This window comes from Cellulosimicrobium sp. Marseille-Q8652 (assembly GCF_965112045.1).
This window is the reverse complement of record NZ_CBCOPS010000001.1, coordinates 1,594,142-1,614,866: the sequence shown is the minus strand read 5'-3', so window position 1 is coordinate 1,614,866 and position 20,725 is coordinate 1,594,142. Positions and strand designations below refer to the sequence as shown.

Annotated in this window: 19 protein-coding genes and 1 tRNA gene; 9 read left to right on the top strand and 11 right to left on the bottom strand. The window is 73.3% G+C overall.

Going from position 1 to position 20,725, the window contains the following annotated elements:
* Positions 1-66: 66 nt before the first annotated feature.
* Together ACWPWV_RS07095 and ACWPWV_RS07090 are read right to left on the bottom strand one after the other, a co-directional pair.
* Positions 67-855, bottom strand: a complete 789-nt coding sequence (locus ACWPWV_RS07095; RefSeq protein WP_454042229.1) for a hypothetical protein — start codon at positions 853-855, stop codon at positions 67-69.
* A 101-nt stretch (positions 856-956) separates the two neighbouring features.
* Positions 957-2,129 (bottom strand): hypothetical protein, encoded by a 1,173-nt coding sequence (locus ACWPWV_RS07090; RefSeq protein WP_454042228.1) that lies wholly within the window; start codon positions 2,127-2,129, stop codon positions 957-959.
* A gap of 150 nt (positions 2,130-2,279) precedes the next feature.
* Between ACWPWV_RS07090 and ACWPWV_RS07085 the strand changes: the two genes are divergently transcribed.
* Both ACWPWV_RS07085 and ACWPWV_RS07080 read left to right on the top strand, forming a co-directional pair.
* A complete protein-coding gene (locus ACWPWV_RS07085) occupies positions 2,280-2,819 on the top strand; it encodes a peptidylprolyl isomerase (RefSeq protein ID WP_454042227.1) in 540 nt (179 codons plus the stop codon).
* A 203-nt stretch (positions 2,820-3,022) separates the two neighbouring features.
* Positions 3,023-3,745, top strand: a complete 723-nt coding sequence (locus tag ACWPWV_RS07080) for a rhomboid family intramembrane serine protease (protein WP_454042226.1) — start codon at positions 3,023-3,025, stop codon at positions 3,743-3,745.
* Between the two features lie 92 nt (positions 3,746-3,837).
* On the opposite strand, the gene ACWPWV_RS07075 is transcribed toward ACWPWV_RS07080, so the two are convergent.
* Complete coding sequence (locus ACWPWV_RS07075) at positions 3,838-4,092, bottom strand: cell division protein CrgA (protein WP_454042225.1); 255 nt, start codon at positions 4,090-4,092, stop codon at positions 3,838-3,840.
* Positions 4,093-4,383: 291 nt separating this feature from the next.
* On the opposite strand from ACWPWV_RS07075, the gene ACWPWV_RS07070 reads away from it, so the two are divergent.
* From ACWPWV_RS07070 to ACWPWV_RS07055, 4 genes are read left to right on the top strand one after another with little or no spacing between them, the layout of a single operon-like run.
* Complete coding sequence (locus ACWPWV_RS07070) at positions 4,384-5,196, top strand: DUF881 domain-containing protein (RefSeq protein WP_454042224.1); 813 nt, start codon at positions 4,384-4,386, stop codon at positions 5,194-5,196.
* On the top strand, positions 5,193-5,969 hold the full coding sequence (locus tag ACWPWV_RS07065) for a class E sortase (protein ID WP_454042223.1): 777 nt from the start codon (positions 5,193-5,195) through the stop codon (positions 5,967-5,969). Before ACWPWV_RS07070 ends, ACWPWV_RS07065 begins: the two co-directional genes overlap by 4 nt.
* A complete protein-coding gene (locus ACWPWV_RS07060) occupies positions 5,969-6,169 on the top strand; it encodes a hypothetical protein (RefSeq protein WP_454042222.1) in 201 nt (66 codons plus the stop codon). Before ACWPWV_RS07065 ends, ACWPWV_RS07060 begins: the two co-directional genes overlap by 1 nt.
* Positions 6,166-6,816, top strand: coding sequence for an aminodeoxychorismate/anthranilate synthase component II (locus ACWPWV_RS07055; protein ID WP_454042221.1), 651 nt, complete (start codon positions 6,166-6,168; stop codon positions 6,814-6,816). The genes ACWPWV_RS07060 and ACWPWV_RS07055 overlap by 4 nt, the downstream gene beginning before the upstream one ends.
* A 177-nt stretch (positions 6,817-6,993) precedes the next feature.
* On the opposite strand, the gene pknB is transcribed toward ACWPWV_RS07055, so the two are convergent.
* The 7 genes from pknB to ACWPWV_RS07020 are packed head-to-tail and all read right to left on the bottom strand — an operon-like array spanning position 6,994 to position 16,585.
* Complete coding sequence (gene pknB / locus ACWPWV_RS07050) at positions 6,994-9,066, bottom strand: Stk1 family PASTA domain-containing Ser/Thr kinase (protein WP_454042220.1); 2,073 nt, start codon at positions 9,064-9,066, stop codon at positions 6,994-6,996.
* Positions 9,067-10,818 (bottom strand): protein kinase domain-containing protein, encoded by a 1,752-nt coding sequence (locus tag ACWPWV_RS07045; RefSeq protein ID WP_454042219.1) that lies wholly within the window; start codon positions 10,816-10,818, stop codon positions 9,067-9,069.
* Entirely contained in the window at positions 10,815-12,281 is a 1,467-nt protein-coding gene (locus ACWPWV_RS07040; protein ID WP_454042218.1) for a peptidoglycan D,D-transpeptidase FtsI family protein, read from the bottom strand. Before ACWPWV_RS07040 ends, ACWPWV_RS07045 begins: the two co-directional genes overlap by 4 nt.
* Positions 12,278-13,942: an FtsW/RodA/SpoVE family cell cycle protein gene (locus ACWPWV_RS07035; RefSeq protein WP_454042217.1), complete on the bottom strand. Its 1,665-nt coding sequence runs from the start codon at positions 13,940-13,942 to the stop codon at positions 12,278-12,280. Before ACWPWV_RS07035 ends, ACWPWV_RS07040 begins: the two co-directional genes overlap by 4 nt.
* On the bottom strand, positions 13,942-15,354 hold the full coding sequence (locus ACWPWV_RS07030; protein ID WP_454042216.1) for a Stp1/IreP family PP2C-type Ser/Thr phosphatase: 1,413 nt from the start codon (positions 15,352-15,354) through the stop codon (positions 13,942-13,944). The genes ACWPWV_RS07035 and ACWPWV_RS07030 overlap by 1 nt, the downstream gene beginning before the upstream one ends.
* A gap of 6 nt (positions 15,355-15,360) precedes the next feature.
* Complete coding sequence (locus ACWPWV_RS07025) at positions 15,361-15,867, bottom strand: FHA domain-containing protein FhaB/FipA (protein WP_454042215.1); 507 nt, start codon at positions 15,865-15,867, stop codon at positions 15,361-15,363.
* Positions 15,868-15,877: 10 nt separating this feature from the next.
* Entirely contained in the window at positions 15,878-16,585 is a 708-nt protein-coding gene (locus ACWPWV_RS07020) for an FhaA domain-containing protein (protein ID WP_454042214.1), read from the bottom strand.
* A gap of 364 nt (positions 16,586-16,949) precedes the next feature.
* On the opposite strand from ACWPWV_RS07020, the gene ACWPWV_RS07015 reads away from it, so the two are divergent.
* Positions 16,950-17,033 (top strand) — tRNA-Leu (locus tag ACWPWV_RS07015).
* Between the two features lie 130 nt (positions 17,034-17,163).
* Here ACWPWV_RS07015 and ACWPWV_RS07010 read toward each other — a convergent pair.
* Positions 17,164-17,832, bottom strand: a complete 669-nt coding sequence (locus ACWPWV_RS07010) for an Atu4866 domain-containing protein (RefSeq protein WP_454042213.1) — start codon at positions 17,830-17,832, stop codon at positions 17,164-17,166.
* 174 nt (positions 17,833-18,006) lie between these two features.
* Here ACWPWV_RS07010 and ACWPWV_RS07005 point away from each other — a divergent pair, with 174 nt between their 5' ends.
* On the top strand, positions 18,007-18,840 hold the full coding sequence (locus tag ACWPWV_RS07005; RefSeq protein WP_454042212.1) for an SDR family oxidoreductase: 834 nt from the start codon (positions 18,007-18,009) through the stop codon (positions 18,838-18,840).
* 65 nt (positions 18,841-18,905) lie between these two features.
* Positions 18,906-20,723: a Na+/H+ antiporter NhaA gene (gene nhaA / locus ACWPWV_RS07000; RefSeq protein ID WP_454042211.1), complete on the top strand. Its 1,818-nt coding sequence runs from the start codon at positions 18,906-18,908 to the stop codon at positions 20,721-20,723.
* Positions 20,724-20,725: the final 2 nt, after the last annotated feature.

The following is a 20,725-nucleotide window of genomic DNA, read 5'->3' as shown; positions in this document are numbered from 1 at the left end:
CCCACCGGTGCGGGGCCTTCGTCGTCTCTCCGCGGGCGACGCGCGACCGCGGGACGTCCAGGTGGCTCACCGCCGAGCGAGGTCGCGTCGCGAGCGTGCCGGCGCCCAGCCCTGCCGCTGCGCGACCCCGCGGCGATCACCCGCGGGCGATCGAGGGCCGCCGGCGCGGAGCGCCGCGCTGGCGGCGAGGAACTCGTCACGTGCCTCCTCTGCACGGGCGAGCACGTGCGCGAACGCGGCGTCGTCGAACGCGGTGCTCGACAGGTGCTCCGAGCGCGTCCTGTCGGCCTGGGCCGCGCGCCACAGGAGCTCTGCCAGCATGTCGACCTCGGCCCGGGCTTCGCCCCCTTCGGCGTGAGCGACGGCGAGACGCAGCGCGGCGCTCCGACCGAGACGAGCGCTCTTCACGACGTGAGGTGCGGCGATCTCACGGATCTGACGGACGGATCGTCGGCTCCGGGCGTCGCACCCCCATGCGACCGTGACCGCGACGCACCACACGACGAACGAGACGGCGATCGCCGGCTCGAGGGCTGCCTCAGTCGACCCGCCCGCAGCCTTCGAGGCGGAGACCGCCACGGCGAGGAAGACGAACGGCGTCGCGACGACCAGCGCGTGCGCGGCGCGCGACCACCGGTAGCGCGTCCGGGCCAGCCTTCCGACGGCGGCCAGACGCCGCCTGGTCGACTCCACGTCCGTGTCGGAGGTCCGCGGGTGCAGCACGACGACGTACCGGTCGAGGGCTTCCGCCAGGACGGGCGTCCAGTCCAGGCGCAGGATGGAACCAGGCTTCATCACCAGCCACATGACGGCGAGGAACCGCCCCGGACAGGGTGCGATCCAGGCGTGTCGCATGGCGGGATCGTAGCGGCTCCCGACGGAGAGGGGCCCGCACCGTGCGGTGCGGGCCCCTCTTCACGACCTCCGTCGGCGACACGAAGGTCGCCGGCCGTCGGTCAGGCGTCGTCGGCCTTGTCCGCGGCGTCCTCGCCCTTGGCCTCGGCGGCCTCGCGGGCCTTCCTCGCCGCCTGCTCGACGTGCTCCGCCGCCTTGTCGGCGTCGCCGCCGGCGGTGGTCTCCGTCGCGTCGGAGGGGACGGCCGACGCCGTGCCGGTGGCGTTCTTCGCGGTGCCACCGCGCGGACGGCTGGTCGCCTTCTTCGCGGCCTCCTTGGCGTCGCCGACGGCACCGGTCACCCGGTCGCTGACGTCGTCGCGCACCTCGGCGGCACGCTCGGAGAGCTTGTCCGTGGCCTCGCGTCCCTTGGCGACGGCTGCACCCGCCGCCTCCCCGAGGGTCTCGGCCGCGTCGCCGACGGCGTGGCGGGCGTCGCCCACGACGTCGTCGAACCGCGCGTGCTGCTCCTCCTGCTCCCACGGCTCGGCCCAGGGGTCGGTCGTGGGCTGGGCCCGGCGGTAGAGGACGTAGCCGACACCGGCAGCGGTCACGCCGCCGGCGACCCACCAGAGGGTCTTGCCCTTGCTGCCGGTCGAGTCGCTCTCGGCGGCCTTCTTGCTGGCCTTGTCCGCGACGACGGCCAGCTTCGCGCTCGCCTTCGCCGCGGCCTTGTCGGCCGACTTCGCGGCCTTCCTGCCCGCCCTGCCCGACGACTTCTTGGCCTGCTTGGCAGCCTCCTCGGCGGCCTTCTTCGTCCGCTTGGCGAGCTTGCGGCCCTTCCGGCCGCTGGCGGCCGCGGCGGCAGCGGTCGCCGCTGCGGTGGCGGCCGCGGCGTCGTCGGCGGCGCGCTGCGCGGCCTCCGAGGCGCTGGCTGCCGCGGCGTTGAAGCTCGCGACGATCTTCGGCAGGACGTCGTCGACGATCTTGTCGTGCGCCGTGTCGAACACCGGCGCGGCCTTGTCCGCCGCCTTCTCGACGCGCGGCGCGGCGGCCTGGATGCTGTCCTGCCACGCCTTCTCGACGCGCGGCTGCAGCCATTCGAGGAACGCCTCGACCTTCGGGGTGCTCCACTCCTTCGCGTGGACCGCCGCGTCCTTCGCCTGGTCCGCGAGCTGGATCGCCGCGCTCTGCGCCGATGCGGCGGCGACGGCCGCCTGGTCCTTGATCTTCTCGGTGTCCAGCGAGTCGATCGTCTCCTTGATCGGGCTGGACCCTGAGCGAGAACGAGTCATGCGCGCTCCTCGGGTGTCGTCGTCCGTGACGGACGAGTGGTGGAAGGTCACGATTCCGCCCACTCTGCCACCAGCAGGGCGCGCCCGCGAGATGTCTGGCGCATCGGCGTCGGACGGGTACGGCGCGGGTGTCGTGGGAAGATGGTGGGCATGTTCGCAACCCTCCACACGACCGCTGGTGACATCCGGATCGAGCTCCTGCCGAACCACGCCCCGAAGACGGTGGCGAACTTCGTCGGGCTCGCCCAGGGCACGAAGGCCTGGTCCGACCCCCGCACGGGCGCCGAGCGCACCGAGCCGTTCTACGACGGCCTGATCTTCCACCGCGTGATCTCCGACTTCATGATCCAGGGCGGCTGCCCGCTCGGGACCGGTACCGGTGGCCCCGGCTACACGTTCAACGACGAGATCCACCCCGAGCTGCAGTTCGACAAGCCGTACCTGCTGGCCATGGCCAACGCGGGTGTCCGCCGCAACCCGGTCACGGGCGACGTCGAGGGGACCAACGGCTCCCAGTTCTTCATCTCGACCGTCCCGACGCCGTGGCTCAACGGCAAGCACACGATCTTCGGCACGGTCGCGGACGACGCGTCGCGCGCCGTCGTGGACGGGATCAACAACACGCCGACGCGTCCGGGGGACCGCCCGCAGGAGGACATCGTCATCACCTCCGTGACCATCGAGGACTGACCATCTCGCAGCCACCGGTGCCCCCCGGACCTCCGGGACCTCCCGCCTACGGGACGGCCGGGCCGTACGACGGTCCCGCCGTCCCGCCCGTGTGCCCGCGGCACCCCGACCGCGTGTCCTACGTCCGCTGCCAGCGGTGCGGGAGGCCGACGTGCCCGGAGTGCCAGCGTCCCGCGGCCGTCGGGATCCAATGCGTCGACTGCGTGCGGGACGCGTCCCGCAACGCACCGGAGCAGCGCACGGTGCTCGGCGGGAAGGTGCGCGGGGGCCCGCCGGTCGTGACCTTCACGATCATCGGGCTGTGCGTGGTCAGCTGGATCCTCCAGCTCGTCACGGGGGGCGAGTGGACCCGTCTGCTCGCGTTCGCCCCGGTCGTGGGCGAGCAGGACCCGTACCGCTTCCTCACGGCGGCGTTCCTGCACTCCACGAGCCCGGTGCACATCCTGTTCAACATGTACGCCCTGTGGATCACCGGGCCGTTCCTGGAGCAGATGCTCGGCCGGTGGCGGTTCACGGCGCTGTACCTGCTGTCGGCGCTCGGCGGGTCGGTCGGCTACCTCGTGCTCGCCGGGGGGCCGACGGAGCAGGCCTGGTACACCGCGGTCGTCGGTGCCTCGGGGGCCGTCTTCGGGCTCTTCGGCGCCATCCTGCTCGTCCTGCGGCGCACGGGACGCAACGCGATGCAGATCGTCGTCCTCATCGGCATCAACTTCGCGATCGGCCTGTTCTTCCCGGGCATCGCGTGGCAGGCGCACCTCGGTGGCCTGATCGTCGGTGTGCTGCTCGGGCTCGCCTACGCGTACGCGCCGAAGGCACAGCGCACCCTCGTGTCGGTCGGTGCCACAGTGGTCGTCACCCTGGCCCTGGTCCTCACGGCGTGGCTGACGTACCAGTCCGTCGGACTTCCGCCCGGCGTCGTGGGCTGACCACCGGACCGGTTGTCCACAGGTTTGTGCACAGGTGTGGAACGAACTACGTGCGTGTCATTCCGTCCGTGCGCACGGGTGCCTCGGCGGCGTCACTTCCAGCGCGTGGTGAGGGCGAAGCCGGCGATGATGAACGCGAACCCGACCCCGAGGTTCCAGGCACCGAGCGCCGGGACGGGCAGCTGCGCCGGGCCGCTGAGGTAGAACAGCACGATCCACGCGAGACCCACGAGCATCAGCGTGAGCATGGTCGGGACGAGCCAGCGCGGGTTGCCGGTGTCCGGCTTCGGCTGGCGGGGCTCGCGGGCCGGGCGCGCCGGCTTCTTGCGGGACTTCGACTCGGGCACGAGGGATGGCTCCTGTCCTGGTGGTTCCTGCCGTCGTCGTGCAGGAACCGTGCGTGGCTCGGGTGGACGTCGTCGACGGGCGGTCGCGGTCCGGGGCTCTTGCCCGGGTCGCGGCACTCGTCCCGTCCGTGGACGGCGTTCGTCGTCTAGCGTAGTGGGCGCACACAATAGACCACACCACCGGGGTGTCGGGCGACCGTCACCAGGCCCCGGCCGGCGCACGTCGAGCCATCGGCGAGCATCGGCGAGCACCGACGAGCACAGCACCGCGAGCACGAGAGGAGAGGGCGCATGGCCACCGACCAGCCCCCCGTCCCCGCACCCTCCCGTGCCCGGCGCTGGCGGTCCGCGCTGACCGTCGCCTTCGTGCTCGCCCTCGCGGGCCTGATGTTCACGGCGAACGCGCGTCTCGCGCGCGGCGAGGAGAGCCGGCACCCCGAGAACCTGGCCCAGCTCGTCGACCGCGAGTCGGAGCGGGTCGCCGACCTCGCGGCCCAGGTGGACGCCCTCGACGACGAGATCGCGACCCTGTCGGCGGCGGACCCCGCGTCCGGTGCGGTGGACCCCGGGCTCGCGAGCCGTTCGGGCGTCGCCGCGGGCACGGTCGCCGTGAGCGGGCCCGGCGTCTCGGTCATGCTCGACGACGCCCCTCCCGAGGGCTCCTACCCCGCGTCGATCCGACCCGACGACCTCGTCGTGCACCAGCAGGACATCCAGGCCGTCGTCAACGCCCTGTGGGCGGGCGGTGCCGAGGCGATGACCCTCCAGGGCCAGCGCGTCACCGCGACCTCGGCCTTCCGCTGCGCGGGCAACATCCTGCTCCTGCACGGGCGCGTCTACTCGCCGCCGTACGTCGTGGAGGCCGTCGGCGACCCGCAGCGGCTGCGCGACGCGCTCGACCGCTCGGAGCGGATCGACATCTACCAGGAGTACGTCGAGGCGGTGAACCTCGGGTGGGCCGTCGAGGACCACGACCGGATCGACATGCCGCGCTACGAGGGCGCGCTCGAGCTGAAGTTCGCGCGCTCGACCTCGCCGACGTCCACGACGTCGGACGGGACGCCGGGGACCGAGGGCGACCGACCCGCCGAGGTCGCGCCGTGAGCACCACCACGGTGCCGCCGATCCGGCACCGCTCGGGCGGCAGGCCACGCCGGGGCGGTGTCTCCGCGGTCGTCGGCGTGCTGGGCGAGGTCCTCATCACCCTCGGCGTGCTGCTCGGCCTCTACGTCGTCTGGCAGCTCTGGTGGACCGACGTCCAGGCGGACCGTGAGCAGACGCAGATCCTCGCCGAGCTCGACGCCCCGACCCCGGACGCGGACGACGTCGCGGTCGAGGTCCGCCGGGACGCGCCGCCCGTCATGGACCCCCCGGCCGTCGGCGAGGTCTTCGGCACGCTGCACGTGCCCCGCTGGGACGACGCCGTGATGCCGATGGCGCAGGGGACGGACAAGCGGACGATCCTCGACAAGGCCATGGCGGGCCACTACCCCGAGACCGTGATGCCCGGTGACGTCGGGAACTTCGCGCTCGCCGGGCACCGCATGACGTACGGCGCGATCTTCCACCGTGCGGAGGAGCTGCAGGTGGGCGACCCGATCGTCGTCGAGGCGGACGACACCTGGTACGTGTACCGCGTGACGCACATGCAGGCGGTGCAGCCGGACCAGGTCGAGGCCGTCGCCCCCGTGCCGTGGGAGCCCGGCGTGGAGCCCACCGAGCGGTACCTCACCCTGACGACGTGCCACCCCATCGGGCTCAACTCGCTCCAGGCGCGCTTCATCGTCAACGCGAAGCTCGACTACTGGCTGCCCGTCGCGGACGGCACGCCGCCGGACCTCGTGGGCCAGACCGCACCGACCGACGGGAGCGCGTGATGTACGGGGCGTTGTGGCGCATCCTGCCCGGACCCGCGTGGCTCCGGGTGCTCCTCCTGCTGGTGCTCGCGGCCGCCGTCGTGCTGGTGTGCTTCGAGTGGCTGTTCCCGATCGTCGCCGAGCGCATGCCGTTCAACGACCCCAACGTCCAGACGGGCGCCGCCGGCATCCAGACGGAGGCAGGAGAGACCCTGAGATGACCCGCATCCTCGTCGTCGACAACTACGACTCGTTCGTCTACACGATCGTCGGCTACCTCGACCAGCTCGGGGCGCAGACCGTCGTCGTGCGCAACGACGCCGTCCCGGAGCCCGACGCCGACGGCGTCTTCCGCGACACCGACGGCACGCCCTTCGACGGCGTGCTGGTCTCCCCCGGCCCCGGCACGCCGAAGGAGGCCGGGCAGAGCGAGCAGGTCATCCGTGCGTGCGCCACGTCGCGCACGCCCATGCTCGGCGTGTGCCTCGGCCACCAGGCGCTCGCCGAGGTCTACGGCGCGACCGTCACGCACGCCCCCGAGCTCATGCACGGCAAGACGAGCCTCGTCGAGCACGACGGCGCCGGGGTCCTCGGCGGTCTGCCCGAGCCGTTCACGGCGACGCGCTACCACTCGCTCGCCGTCCTGCGGGAGACCGTCCCGGGCGTGCTCGAGGTCACCGCGCAGACGGCGGGAGGCGTCGTCATGGGCCTGCAGCACCGCGAGCTCCCGCTGCACGGCGTCCAGTTCCACCCCGAGTCGGTGCTCACCGAGGGCGGGCACCGGCTGCTGGCGAACTGGCTCAAGGCCTGCGGGCTGGACGGTGCCGTCGAGCGATCCGCCGGCATGGCGCCCCTCGTACGGCAGTGACCCCCGCACGGCGGTGACCCCCGGACGGCGCCCTGCGCACGGGGAGCGCGGCGGCGCCTCCGGCGCGCCGTAGCCCTGCGCGGATCCTGCACGACGTCGGCCCCCACCTCGAGAGGTGAGGGCCGACGTGCTGCTCGGGGGGCAGCGTGCGTGTCGCGCGGAGGCGGGCTCGGGGCGTCAGCCCTCGCCGCCGCCGCCCTCCCCGCCGCCTTCGCCGCCGCCGTTCCCGCCGCCGTTGCCACCGCCGCCGTTCTCGTCGTCGGTCGCCGGCCCGGGGCCGGTCGAGACGATGAGCGAGACCTCGGTGCCCTCGGGGACCTCCGAGCCGCCGCGCGGGTCCGAGCCGATGACGGTGCCCGCGGGCCACGTGTCAGATGCCTGCGTCTGGCGGTTCGCCGACGCGTTCAGCCCTGCGGCACCCAGCGCTTCCTGTGCCTGCGCCTCGGTCATGCCCGCGAGGTTCGCCGGGACGGTGGTCGTCTCGACGGCCCGCGGGATCGCGACCGCGATCGTCACGTCGGAGCCCTGGGGGACCTGACCGGCGTTGGGCTGCTGCGACAGCACGGTGCCCTCGGCCTCGTCGGACTCGGTCTCCTCGACGACCGGGTTGAGGCCCAGGTCGGTGATCGCCGCCTCGGCCTCCTGCCGGCTCATCCCCACGAGCTCACCGAGCTCGACGCGCCCGTCGGACGTGTAGAGCGTGACGGCGGAGTTCGCCGCCACCGTCTCGTTCGCGGCCGGCTCGCTGCGCGTCACGTTGCCCTCGGGCACGTTCTTGGAGTTCTCCGTGTTCACCGTGCCGACCGTGAGGCCCGCGTCGGTGAGGAGCTGGCGCGCCTCGTCCTGGCTCCTGCCCGTGACGTCGGGCACCTGCACGCTGTCCGGGCCGGTGGAGAAGAAGACGCTCACCTCGGAGCCCGGGTCGACGTCCTCGCCGCCCGCCGGGTCCTGGCGCACGAACTCGCCCTCCGGCACGTCGGCGCTCTCCTCGAGCACGGGCGTGAACTCGAGGTCGACGTCCTCGAACAGCGCGCGCGCCTCGTCCTCCGTCATCCCGGCCTGGACCGTCGGGACGGTGACCGTCTCCGGTTCGGCGGGCGGCCGGTTGAGCAGCCACATCGTGACGATCGCCGCGACGGCGAGCACGGCGACCGCGATGAGGGCCCACATGAGGCCCTTGCGGCTCTTCGTCGGCTCCTCCTCGTCCTCGCCGGGGACCTCGCCCGGCGGGACGGCGGGGGCTGCCGCCGTCGCCCAGGGGGACGGCGGCGCGGCCGGGCTCATGACCTGGGTGGCCGACTCGACCATCGTGGGCTGCATGTCGGCGGCGGCGAGGGCGCCGAGACCGGCGGCCGCCGCGGCGACACCGAGCGAGGGCGCGGTGATCGCCCCGCCGCGCACGGCGTTCTCGAGGTCGGCCCGGAACTCCGCCGCGCTCGAGTAGCGCGCCGTGCGCTCCTTGGCGAGCGCCTTGAGCGTGATCCGGTCGAGCACCTCCGGGACGTCGGGCGCGATCGCGCTCGGCGTCGCGGGAGCCTCGCGCACGTGCTGGTACGCGACGGCGACGGGCGAGTCGCCGATGAACGGCGGGCGGCCCGTGAGGAGCTCGTAGAGCAGGCAGCCGGTCGAGTACAGGTCGCTGCGCGCGTCGACCGTCTCGCCGCGGGCCTGCTCGGGCGACAGGTACTGCGCGGTCCCGATGACGGCGTGGGTCTGCGTCATGGTGGCCGCGGAGTCGGCGACGGCGCGCGCGATGCCGAAGTCCATGACCTTCACCGCGCCCGTCGGTGTGATCATGACGTTCGCGGGCTTGATGTCGCGGTGCACGATGCCGGCGTGGTGGGAGTACTCGAGCGCGGCCAGGACGCCGGCCGTGATCTCGACGGCCTCGTCGATGGGCACGGCCTGCCCGTCGCGCAGGATGTCCCGCACGGTGTGGCCCTCGACGTACTCCATGACGATGAACGGGACGTGCACCGACGCACCCTGGGTGTCGGTGTGCACGTCCTCGCCCGTGTCGTACACGGCGACGATCGCGGGGTGGTTCAGCGACGCGGCCGCCTGCGCCTCGCGGCGGAAGCGGGCGAGGAACGACGGGTCGCGCGCGAGGTCGGAACGCAGGATCTTGATCGCGACGGTGCGTCCGAGCCGGGCGTCGTGACCGATGTGCACCTCGGCCATGCCGCCGCGGCCGATGAGCTCACCGACCTCGTAGCGACCGGCAAGCACTCGGGGAGCGTTGTCCACCACTCATTCGTCCTTCGGAGTCGTCGGAGCCGCGGGCGCGTCCGCGCACGGCACAGCTGGCGCAATCATCCCACCCGGGGGCGTCCCGGAGGGACGGGAACACAACGATGTCGTCACGATGTCACCCGGTCGTCCAGCAGCTCCGGGGCCGCGGCGTCGACGCTCGTCGTTGCCGTGGTGCCAGGTGCGGCATCGTCCGCGGAACCGTCGCCACCCGTCACGATCGTCGCGACGAGGACGACGAGCAGCAGCCCGAGCAGCGCGACGAGCGGCCACGTCATCCCCTTCGGGATGCCGCCGATCCGCTGGCCGGTCGTCGTCGAGGTCCGGCGCGCGGTGGCCGTGCGGCCGGGCGCGTCCGTGGACTGGCGCCGCATCTCCGCCCGTGTCGACGGCGGGCCCGACGCCGCCCGGTCCCCCGTGCCCGGACGGTCGGGGCGGCCTGCCGGACCCGTGCTGCGGTTCGTGGCGCGCGGGGACCCCGGTCGGGCAGCGGCGGGCGCGGGCCGCCGCGTCCGGGAGCCGTGCATCTCCCGGCGGGGCGGGTAGGAACGAGGGGTCGCCGCGTCGTCGTCGCCAGGCGCGCCGGGCACGGCCGACGACGGTCGCTCCCAGGGCAGGGCGGGCCCCGGCGCGGCGGGCGTCGCCTCGGCGGGGGTGGCCGGCGGGGGCGGAACGTCCGTGCGCGGGTCGTCGGGGTGCCGGTCGTCCGGGGTGCGGGTCGTCGGGGTGCGGCGCCCGCACGGTCGCGGGGATGACGATGGGCGTGATGACCGGGGCGAGGTCCTCGCGCGAGACGCCGCCGCGGTCGCCCTCCCCACCCGTCGGCGGGGTGGTCCCGGCGCCCGCCGGCGCCGCGTCGTCGGGCTCGTGGCGGCCGCGTCGCGAACGCCGGGTGGACGGCCCGGTCACGCGCGACGACCACGGGTCGGCGGCGAGCCGCGCGGCGATCTCGTCGAGGACCTGGGCGAGCTTCGCCGCCGTCCGCGGGCGTGCCAACGGGTCCTTCGCGAGCATCGCCATGATGAGCGCGGACAGCTCCGGGTCCACCGACGACGGCAGCGGGGGGACGGGCTCGTTGACGTGCGCGACGGCGATGTCGACGGGCGTGGAGCCCGTGAACGGCCGGTTCCCGACGACCGACTCGTACGCGACGATGCCCAGCGCGTAGACGTCGGAGGCGCCGGTCGCGGCCTGCCCGACGGCCTGCTCCGGCGACAGGTACTGCGCGGTGCCCATGACCATGCCGGTGGCCGTCATCGGTACCTGGTTGGCCGCGAGCGACACCCCGAAGTCCGTGATCTTCACGGTGCCCGAGCGGTCGATGAGGATGTTCCCCGGCTTCACGTCGCGGTGCACGACGCCCGCGACGTGCGCGGCGTGCAGGGCGCGAGCCGTCTGCGACAGGATCGGCAGGAGCCGCACGGGAGGGAGCACGGGCTCGCGCTCGAGGAGGTCGGCCATGGGCTCTCCCACGACGAGCTCCATGACGAGGTAGCCCGACCGGTCCTGCTCGCCGTAGTCGTACATCTGCGCGATGTTGGGGTGCGACAGGGCGGCGCTGTTGCGGGCCTCGGTGCGCAGGCGGTTGAGGAAGTCCTCGTTGCCCGCGTACTCCGAGCGCAGCACCTTGACCGCGACCTCGCGGCCGAGCGCGTCGTCCGCCGCGACCCACACCTCCCCCATGCCGCCGACGGCGATGCGCCGCACGAGGCGGTACCGGTTGCCGAGGTGGAGCCCTCGAACGGGCTTCATCCGTTCAACACCGCCTCCATGACGGCGCGGGCGATGGGGGCCGCGAGAGCGCCACCCGTCGCCTCGCTGCCCAGGGACCCGCCGTTCTCGACGAGGACGGCGACCGCGACCTGCGGGTCGTCGGCCGGCGCGAAGCCGGTGAACCACGCGTGCGGTGCGGCGTCGGGCACGCCGGTCTCCGCGGTGCCGGTCTTGCCCGCCACCTGCACGCCGGGGATCTGCGCCGCGGTGCCCGAGCCGTTCTGGACGACGCCGAGCATCATCTGCGTGAGCTGGTCGGCGGTCGTCGGCGACACGGACGTGCGCAGGCGTCGCGGCTCGGACTGCTGGACGACCTCGAGGTCCGGGTTGCGGATCGTCTCGACCGAGTAGGGCGCCATCTGGACGCCGTCGTTCGCGATGGCGGACGAGATCATGGCGATCTGCAGGGGTGTGGCGCGCACGCTGCCCTGCCCGATCGCGGCGTCGGCGATGTTCGACGCGGTGGTCTCGTCCTCCGTCGGGAAGTGGCTCGCCGTGACGTCCATCGGGACGGTCAGCGAGTCGTCGTCGAACCCGAACTCCTCCGACTGGTCGCGCAGCACGTCCTGGCCGAGCGTGACCCCGAGGTCCGCGAACGCCGTGTTGCACGAGATGCGGAGCGCGTCGGCGAGCGTCATCTCGCCCGTCGGCGAGCAGCGGGTGCCCCCGAAGTTGTTCATGGTCGACGTCGACTGCGGGCGCTGGTAGACGTCCGGGGCCGGGATGACCGACTCGGACGTGTACTGCCCGCTCTCGATCGCGGCGGCCGACGTGACGAGCTTGAACGTCGACCCCGGCGGGTACGTCTTGCCGCGGATCGCCCGGTTGCTCATCGGGTCGCCGTCGGCGTTGGCGAGCTCCTGGAACGCCGCGTTCGCCGCTGCCGTGTCGTGCGTGGCGAGCACGTTGGGGTCGAAGCTCGGCTTGGACACGAGCGCGAGGATCCGGCCCGTCTTCGGCTCGATCGCGGCGACCGCGCCGCGCTGGTCGCCGAGCGCGTCCCAGGCCGCCTGCTGGGCGGCCGGGTCGATGGTGAGCTCCACGGACGCGCCCTGCGGCTGCTCGCCCGTGAACAGCGCGGTGAGCCGGTCGAGCCACAGCGAGCTCGCCTCGCCGTTGAGGTACTCGTTCTCGGCGCGCTCGATCTCCGACGTGCCGTTGACGACCGAGAAGTACCCGGACACGGGCGCGTACAGCGGCCCGTCCGTGTAGGCGCGCTGGAAGCCGAACGGGTCGTCCACGGGCGTGGACGACGCGATCGCCTCGCCGGCCACGACGATCGGGCCGCGGAAGTTGCCGTACTCGCGGTAGACCGTGCGGACGTTGCGGCCGTCGTCGTTCAGGCTGTCCGCCTGGAACACCTGGATGTAGGTCGTCGACACCATGAGCGCGAGGAACATCACGAGGACGACGCTCGCGACGCGACGCAGGGGGACGTTCATCGGGATCCTCCCCACGGGTCGGCGTCGGTCGGTCTCCGTACCACCTCGGTGCGCTGGTCGTCGGCGTCCTGGTCGCGTTCCGCGCCGGGGACGGGCCCAGGGCCCGACGCCGCGGGGTCGTCCGCGCGCGGCACCGCGGCCTGCACGCCGGTCGCCGCCCGGACCGGCCCCGTGCCCGGGTGCGCGGCGGCGCCGACCGTGGTCGGGGCGTCGTCGGGCGCCGCGCCGACGGGGATCGCGCCGGTGCCGCCGACGACCTCCACCGGGTCGCTGTCGGTGCGCTGCCGGACGCCGCCCGCGGCCACGAGCCCGCGCACGGGCAGCGACGACGGCCGTCGCGCGTCGTCGGAGATGCGCAGCAGGAGGCCGACCACGATCCAGTTCGCGAGCAGGGACGAGCCGCCCTGCGCGACGAACGGCATGGTCAGGCCCGTGAGCGGGATGATGCGCGTGATGCCGCCGACGACGACGAACAGCTGCCACGCCATGACGAACGCGAGGCCGCCGGCGAGGAGCTTGCCGAAGCCGTCGCGCACGCCGATCGCGGTGCGCAGGCCGCGCTCGACGAGCACGAGGTAGGCGAGCAGGATCGCGAGCAGGCCCGTGAGGCCGAGCTCCTCGCCGAGCGACGCGTAGATGAAGTCGGAGAACGCGTAGGGCACGAGGCGGGGGTAGCCCTCGCCCCAGCCGGTGCCGAAGAGCCCGCCGTTCGCCATGCCGAAGAGCCCGCCGACGAGCTGGCCGGAGCCGCCCGGGTCGCGGTTGTAGATCTCCGGCGCGAGCGGGTCGAGCCACACGTCGACGCGCGCCTGCACGTGGCCGAACGTCGTCGCGGCGAGCACCGCGCCGGCCGCGAAGAGGAGGAGGCCGATGACGACCCAGCTCACGCGCTCGGTCGCGATGTAGAGCATCGCGACGAACAGGCCGAAGAACAGCAGCGACGTGCCGAGGTCGCGCTCGAACACGAGGATCGCGAGCGAGACGAGCCACACGATGATGATCGGTCCGAGGTCGCGCAGGCGCGGGAGCTGCAGGCCGAGCAGCCGCGGCCCGGCGAGCGCGAGCGTGTCACGGTTCGTCACGAGGTAGCCCGCGAAGAAGATCGCGAAGGCGATCTTGGCGAACTCGGCCGGCTGGAGCGAGAAGCCCCCGACCTGGATCCAGATCTGCGCGCCGTTGATGCGCGTGCCGAGACCGGGGACCAGCGGGAGCGCGACGAGCACGATGCCGGCGATCATCGCGGTGTACGTGTAGCGGCGCAGCGTGCGGTGGTCGCGCAGGAACCAGATGACGAGGAACGCGCAGAGGATCCCGAGCGCCGTCCACTGGAGCTGGCGCGGCGCGAGGTCCTGGCTGCCCCCGGTGACCTGCGAGCCCAGGTCGAGCCGGAAGATCATCGCGAGGCCGATGCCGTTGAGCGCGACCGCGACCGGGAGGATCACCGGGTCGGCGTACGGCGCCTTGATCCGCAGCAGCACGTGCGCGGCCCCGGCGAGGACGATCATCCCCGCGCTGTAGACGTAGAACCGGCCCGGGAGCTCGTCCGTGAGCTGCAGCCCCACGATCGCGTACGCCCCGATGCCCAGCGCGAGCGCCAGGACGAGCAGACCGAGCTCCGCACCCCGGCCGGGGCGCACGTCGGTGGTCTCCACCGTCGCCATCAGGCCCCCGCGTCGCTGCTGGTGGTGACGTCGGGCGTGCTCGAGGGCTCGTCCGTCGGTGAGGGAGTGGTCGTGCCCGGCTCGTCGCCCGACGGCGCGTCCTCGTCGGTCCCGGGGTCGCTCTCCCCGTCCGCCCCCTCGTCCGCGGTCGCCTCGGCGACGAGGCGGTCCGCGCGGGCGCGCGCGTCCTCGAGCGACGACGCGGGGATCGTCGTCTCGAGACGGTCGACGACGTACCCGGGCAGGTCCGCGACACGCGCGCCCGTGAGCTCGACGGGCGTCGACAGGGTCAGGGGACCGGCGCTCTCGGGGATGCCGCGGAACACGGCGACCTGACCGTCGGCGACGCCCACGTAGTACTGCGTCTGCGTCCAGCGGTAGCCCGCCCAGCCGGCGACGCCGAGGCCCACGACGACGAGGGCGATCGCCACGATCGTCACCCAGCGGCGCGGAGCGCGACCGGGCCGGACGTCGTCCGTGCCGTCACCGTCGTCCTCGCCGGGGGCCGGGTCCTCGCCGTCCGGCTCCTCGCCGTCGGGCGGCGTGGTGGCCTTCGCGCTCGCGACGAGCGAGGCGGCGCGCGCCGCGGGACCGTCCGCCGCCGAGGTGGGGCGGTCGCGGTCGATCGCGGCGGAACCCACGACCTGGGCGCGCGTGGAGGGCGCACCACCGTCGGGCAGCGCGTCGACGTCGACGACGTCGGCCACCACGACCGTCACGTTGTCCGTCGAGCCCGCGCGCAGCGCGAGCTGCAGCAGCCGGTCGGCGCACTCGTCGACGTCGGGGGTGTCCGTCATCGTCTGCGCGAGGGTCTCGGTGCTCACGAACCCCGACAGGCCGTCGGAGCACAGCAGCCAGCGGTCCCCCGGCTTCGCCTCGCGCACCGACATGTCGGGTGTGAGGTCGATGTCGAAGTCGCCGAGCACGCGCATGACGACGTTGCGCTGCGGGTGCGTCTCCGCCTCGTCCGCCGAGATGCGCCCCGTGTCGACGAGGTGCTGCACGAACGTGTGGTCGGTCGTGACCTGCGCCAGCTCGCCCTCGCGCAGGAGGTACGCGCGCGAGTCGCCGAGGTGGGCCATCGCGAGCTTGTTGCCGGCGCGCAGGATCGCCGTGACCGTGGTCCCCATGCCGACGAGGTCCGGGTCGGACACGCTGCGCTCGACGAGGTCCTGGCGCGCGTGGTCGATCGACTGCTCGAGCTCGGTCAGCGCGTCGTCCGACCCGTGCGACTCGCCGTCGAGGTGCGCCAGCGCCGCGATCGCGATGGAGGACGCGACGTCTCCCCCCGCGTGGCCGCCCATCCCGTCGGCGACGACGAGGAGGTGCGGTCCCGCGTACCCCGAGTCCTGGTTGTTCGAGCGCACGAGCCCGACGTCGGAGCGCGCGGCGTAGCGCAGGGCGATGTTCACTGCGGGCTACCTCTGCAGCTCGACGACGGACTGACCGATCCGCACGCGCGTCCCCGGTCCGAGCGGCATCACCTGGGTGATGCGCTGGTCGTCGACGTACGTGCCGTTCGTCGACCCCAGGTCCTCGACGAACCAGGAGCCGTGCTGCGGGAAGATCCGGGCGTGCCGCGACGACGAGTAGTCGTCGTCGAGGACGAGCGTGCAGCTCGGTGCGCGGCCGATGAGGATCGACGACGTCGTCAGCGGGACCGTCGTGCCGCGCAGCGGGCCCGCGGTGACGACGAGCCGGGACGGGCCGGCCGGCGCGGACGGCCGGGCGGGCTCGGGAGCCGCGGGAGCGCCGGCGGCGGGCGTCGGGGTGGGGCGGGGCCCGGCGTCGGACTTCTTGCCGCGGCGGGGCGTGATCTTCGTCCCGTACAGGTCGCGACGCAGCACCCCGATCGCGGAGAGCACGAACACCCAGAGCAGCACCAGGTAGCCCAGCCGGAGCAGGGTGAACGTGAGGTCGGTCATGCGGGCCGGATCACCACTCCTCGTTGTCGGACGCGCCGGTCCAGAACATGATGCGGGTACGGCCGATGGTGAGGGAGTTCCCGTCGAGCAGCGTCGCCGCCGGGACCTGGTGGCCCTCGACGAACAGCCCGTTCGTCGAGCCGAGGTCGGACGCGATGACGCCCTCCGGCGTGACGCGGATCTCGAGGTGCCGGCGCGAGACGCCCGGGTCGTCCACGACGATGTCGGCCTCCGACCCGCGCCCGATCACCGTCACGGGGCCCGTCAGGAGGTAGCGCTGGCCGTCGATGTCGACGAGCGGGTGCCGCGTGCTCGGCGACGCCGACGTCGCGGGAGCCACGTTGCCGCGCACGCTCGCCGACCGGAGCTGGAAGCGGCCCGTCTCGAGCACGTCGTTCTGCTCGAAGCTCACGCTCACCGGGCCGACGAACGCGTAGTGCTGCGACGCCGCGTACTGCGTGACGTTCGACGCCAGCTCGTCGGCGAGCGTCTCCGCGCCCCAGCCCTCGACCTGGCCGAAGTCGTCCACCGACAGCTCGATGGTGAACTCGTTGGGCACGACGGTGCGCTCACGGTCCACGACGGCGGCGCGGTCGTCGACCTCCCGGCGCAGCGCGCTCGCCAGCTCGACCGGCTTGACCTCGCTCCGCCCGACCTTGGAGAACGCGTTGTTCACGACGCGCTCCACGCCCTTCTCGAAGCGGTCCAGGACTCCCATGCCACCTCCTCCCGTTCGTCGCTCGGTGACGCCCCTGCTTGCCTGCCGGTCGCCGTGGACGCGGACCTGCGTCCAGGCAGACTACCTAGATCGTATCGACCACGTCTGCGGCGTCGGCCCGTTTCGTCGGGAGAATCCGGGACGGATGTGGCGCGTTCGTGGCGGAGGCTGTGAACGTCCGGCACGACCGCGACGTCGGCCGGGCGACGAGCACGACCTGGGGGCCGTCTTCCGGCCCATGGCGACCTCTATGTCGTGGTCGGCGGTGCGGAGAGGCGCCGTCGACGGGCGGGCGCGCTGAGGCCCGTGGAGCGACGGCAGGATTCCGGGCCCACCGCTGCCCCGTGCTAGTCTTCTGCGGCACGCGCGAGTGGCGGAATAGGCAGACGCGCACGGTTCAGGTCCGTGTGCCCGAAAGGGCGTGGGGGTTCAACTCCCCCCTCGCGCACGTGAAGAGGGTTTCGACTTCTGAGTCGAGGGACCTTCGGAGAGTCCCGGTCAGGTGATCCTGGCCGGGACTTTCTGCATGCCGTGACGGACAGCGGCTCGGCTCACCAGGGGGCGGTCGAGGTCGGCCCTCATCGTCGCCGGAAGGCGAAGTGGGCGTGGTGGAGCGTTCCCTCGTGGAGTCGGCCGTAGGCCCAGAACCCGAGGTCGTCGCGGTACACGACGTGGTCGCCCACCGTCCAGAAGCGGCCCTGGTAGGCGTGCGGTCTGCCGCCGCGGGTCTCGTCGTACCGCCCGTCGGCCGTGAGGACCTGGACGACGTCGGCCCGTTCGTCGACCCAGCTCCCGACGTATCTCCGGTCGACCAGCCCCTCGGGCGCCGAGTCCGGAGCGGGTAGCACCGAGGGTCGGTGGGGTGCGCGGGCGACGCCCTCGACCCAGATCGACTCGGCCTGCTCGGTGTACCAGACGAGCCGCTCCAAGGGAGCACGCCGGGGGGTCCGGATGACGCCGAACGTCGCGGTGCTCCCCGGCACGAGAGCCCCGACGGCGCCAGCACCGCTGCCGGCTGCGGCGGGGACGAGGGTCCTGCCGGTGCAGTCCACGACGACGGCGTCGGCGGTGGCGGCCCGCAGCCCGGGTCCGACCCGCGTCACGACGGGGCCGTCGAGCACGACGTCGACGTCCTCGAGGTCGTCGTGGACGTCGTCCAGCGTGCGCACCGAGGCGTGCGTGAGGACGACCGGACGCCGGCGGCGCGGGGAGCGCGCCGGGGCCGGCGTGTCGCGGTGAGCGGCCACGGGCACGCTCCTCTCCGTTGGGCTCTCGTCGGTCAGCTGTGAGCGTGGACGGTCGCCGACCACGCAACCAGGCCGTGACGGGGCCAGGCATCTCGTGCCGCTGTCGGCTTCGCTGGTGGTCGACGCGGACGACGTCGACCCACCTGCCCCGCCGACCAGGAGGAGGTCCAGCGCATGGATCGCCAACGCACCCCCGGAACCCGTCGGATCGCTGTCGTCACGGGCGCCGCCAGCGGGATCGGCCTGGCCTCCGCGCGCCTGCTGGTCGATCGCGGCGACGCGGTCGCTCTGCTCGACCAGGACGGGCGTGCGCTGCGCGACGTGACGAACGACATCGCCCGTCGAGCCCCGGGCCGGGTGGCGTCGGCGGACGTCGACGTCTCCGACACCTTCGCCCTGCGGGAGGCGCGCGACGACCTGGTGGCCCGGCTCGGGGGTCCCCCCGACGTGGTGATCGCCGCCGCTGGGCTGATGGCGGGCGGCTCGTTCGCGAGGGGCGTACCGGGCGAGTGGGCGGACATGGTGGGCGTCAACCTCACCGGGATGCTGCAGACCGCGCAGACGTTCGTGCGCGACCTGCAGGCCTCGGCCGAGGCGGGAGAGCGCAGCGACCTCGTCCTGGTGGGCGCCATCGCCGGCACGTGGGGATTCCCCCGCTTCGCCGTGTACTCGGCCGTGGAGGCGGCCGTCGGGCAGCTCGCGCGCACCGTGCGTGTCGAGCTCGGCTCGCACGGAGTGCGCGTGCACCACGTCCAGCCCGGTGCGACCGGGACCCGGCTGGGCTCGACCATGAGCGACCGCAGCGCACGCAAGGAGTGGCAGGCGCTCCTCCGGTCCGTGCCGCCCGTCGACCCGGCCGCCGTCGCCGAGGCGATCGCGTTCGGCCTCGACCAGCCGCCGCACGTGACGGTCGCCGACATGGTCGTCCTGCCCACCCGGCAGGACGCCGTCCTGCCGGCGGTGCAGGGAGACCCCGAGCCGGAGCGCCCACGATGGAGCCTGCGGTGAACCGGGACCGGACGCCCCCGGTGCAGGACCGTCGCCGCGGCGCCCGGCTCGGTACGTCGCCTGTCATGGCAGCCTCGGTCCTGCTCGTCGCCACGATCGCCGCCCTCGTCTGGGCGAACCTGCCGGGGTCGACCTATGAGTCGTTCTGGCACACCCCGGTCGCCCTGACACTGGGCGACACCGTGCTGGAGCTCGATCTTCGGCACTGGGTGAACGACGCCCTGATGGCGTTCTTCTTCTTCCTCATCAGCCTCGAGGCCAAGCGGGAGTTCGTCGTCGGTGAGCTGCGCGACCGGCGCAGGGCGCGAGTTCCCGTCGTCGCCGCCGTCGCGGGGCTGCTCCTCCCCGCCGGGCTCTACGTCGCGCTGCTCGGCTGGGCCGGGGCTCCCTCTGAGGCGGTCGGCGCCTGGGGCGTCGTCATCTCGACGGACACCGCGTTCGCGCTCGGCCTGCTGGCGGTCGTCGGCCGCCGGGCACCCGCTGCCCTGAGGCTGTTCCTCCTGACGATGGCGGTGGTCGACGACGTCGGTGCGCTCGCGGTCGTCGCGGTCGCCTACACGGGAGACCTCCGGCTCGGTCCGCTCGTCGTGGCGGCCGTGGCCACCGTGGCCATCGCCGCGCTCCGACGGCTGCGCGTGTGGCGAGGGCTGGTCTACCTCCTGCTGGGCGTCGTCATCTGGGTCGCGGTGCTCGAGTCCGGCGTTCACGCCACCCTTGCCGGAGTGGCGATCGGGTTGGCGATCCCGGTCTACCCGCCGCACCGTGACAAGGTCGAGGCCGCGGCGAAGGCGGCGGCGGCCTTCTCGCGCACGCCCACTCCGAGGAGGGGCAGGGACGCTTCCCTGCGGATCGCGCGCGCGGTGTCGGTGAACGAGCGGCTGCACGACCTGTACGCGCCGTACGTGAACCTGCTGGTGGTGCCTCTCTTCGCCCTCGCGAACGCCGGTGTGGTGCTCGACGGACCGACGCTGAGGTCCGCGATGACGTCCCCCCTCACCTGGGCGGTGGTCGCCGGCCTGGTCGGGGGCAAGCTGGTCGGCACCACGGTCGGCGCGGCCGCGGCCGTCGGGCTGCGGCTCGGCAGGCTCTCCCCCGGCCTGCACCCGCGGCACCTCGTCGCGGGTGGCCTGATGTCCGGGATCGGGTTCACGATCTCGCTGTTCATCATCGACCTCGCGCTGACGGACCCTGCGCTGCGCTCCGACGCCCGGATCGGTGTGCTCACGGCCTCGGTGCTGGCAGCGCTGCTGGCCGCGGTCGCCTTCGCGCTCGTGGCCAGGACCGACCGGCATCGGCCGGACCAGGCGGAGCCCTTGATCCGGGCCGTCGACGGCCGACGCGACCACCTGCGCGGCCGGACCGAGGCCCCGACCCAGCTGGTGGTCTACGCATCGTTCGCCTTCCGGGTCGCCGGCCGCGCCGTGGAGACCGTCGACGAGCTGCGAGCCGTGCTCGGGGACCGGCTGCTGTTCGTGTACCGGCACCTTCCCACCGACGACCCGGCGGCGCTGGAAGCCGCGCAGGCTGCCGAAGAGGCTGCTGTGCAAGGTCGGTTCTGGGAGATGCACGACGCTCTCTCCGCCTCGGGCGGGCGCCTCACGTCCCGCGAGGTGCGGCGGTGTGCCGCCGCGGCGGGCCTGAACCTGGACCGGCTCGACGACGCGCTGCGCCACGGCTCCCATCTCGCCCGAGTGACGGAGGACGCCGTCGACGCAGCGACCATGCGCCTGCCCGGGCCGCCGGCCTTCTTCGTCAACGGCCTGCGTTACGACGGCCCTGTCGACGTCGACGAGCTTCGATCCGCCCTGCTCGCGGGGGGCGCCGACGGCTCCGGCACGTCGGCAAGCACGTCTGCATCTGCCACCCGTCTCATCCGGACCTGAGG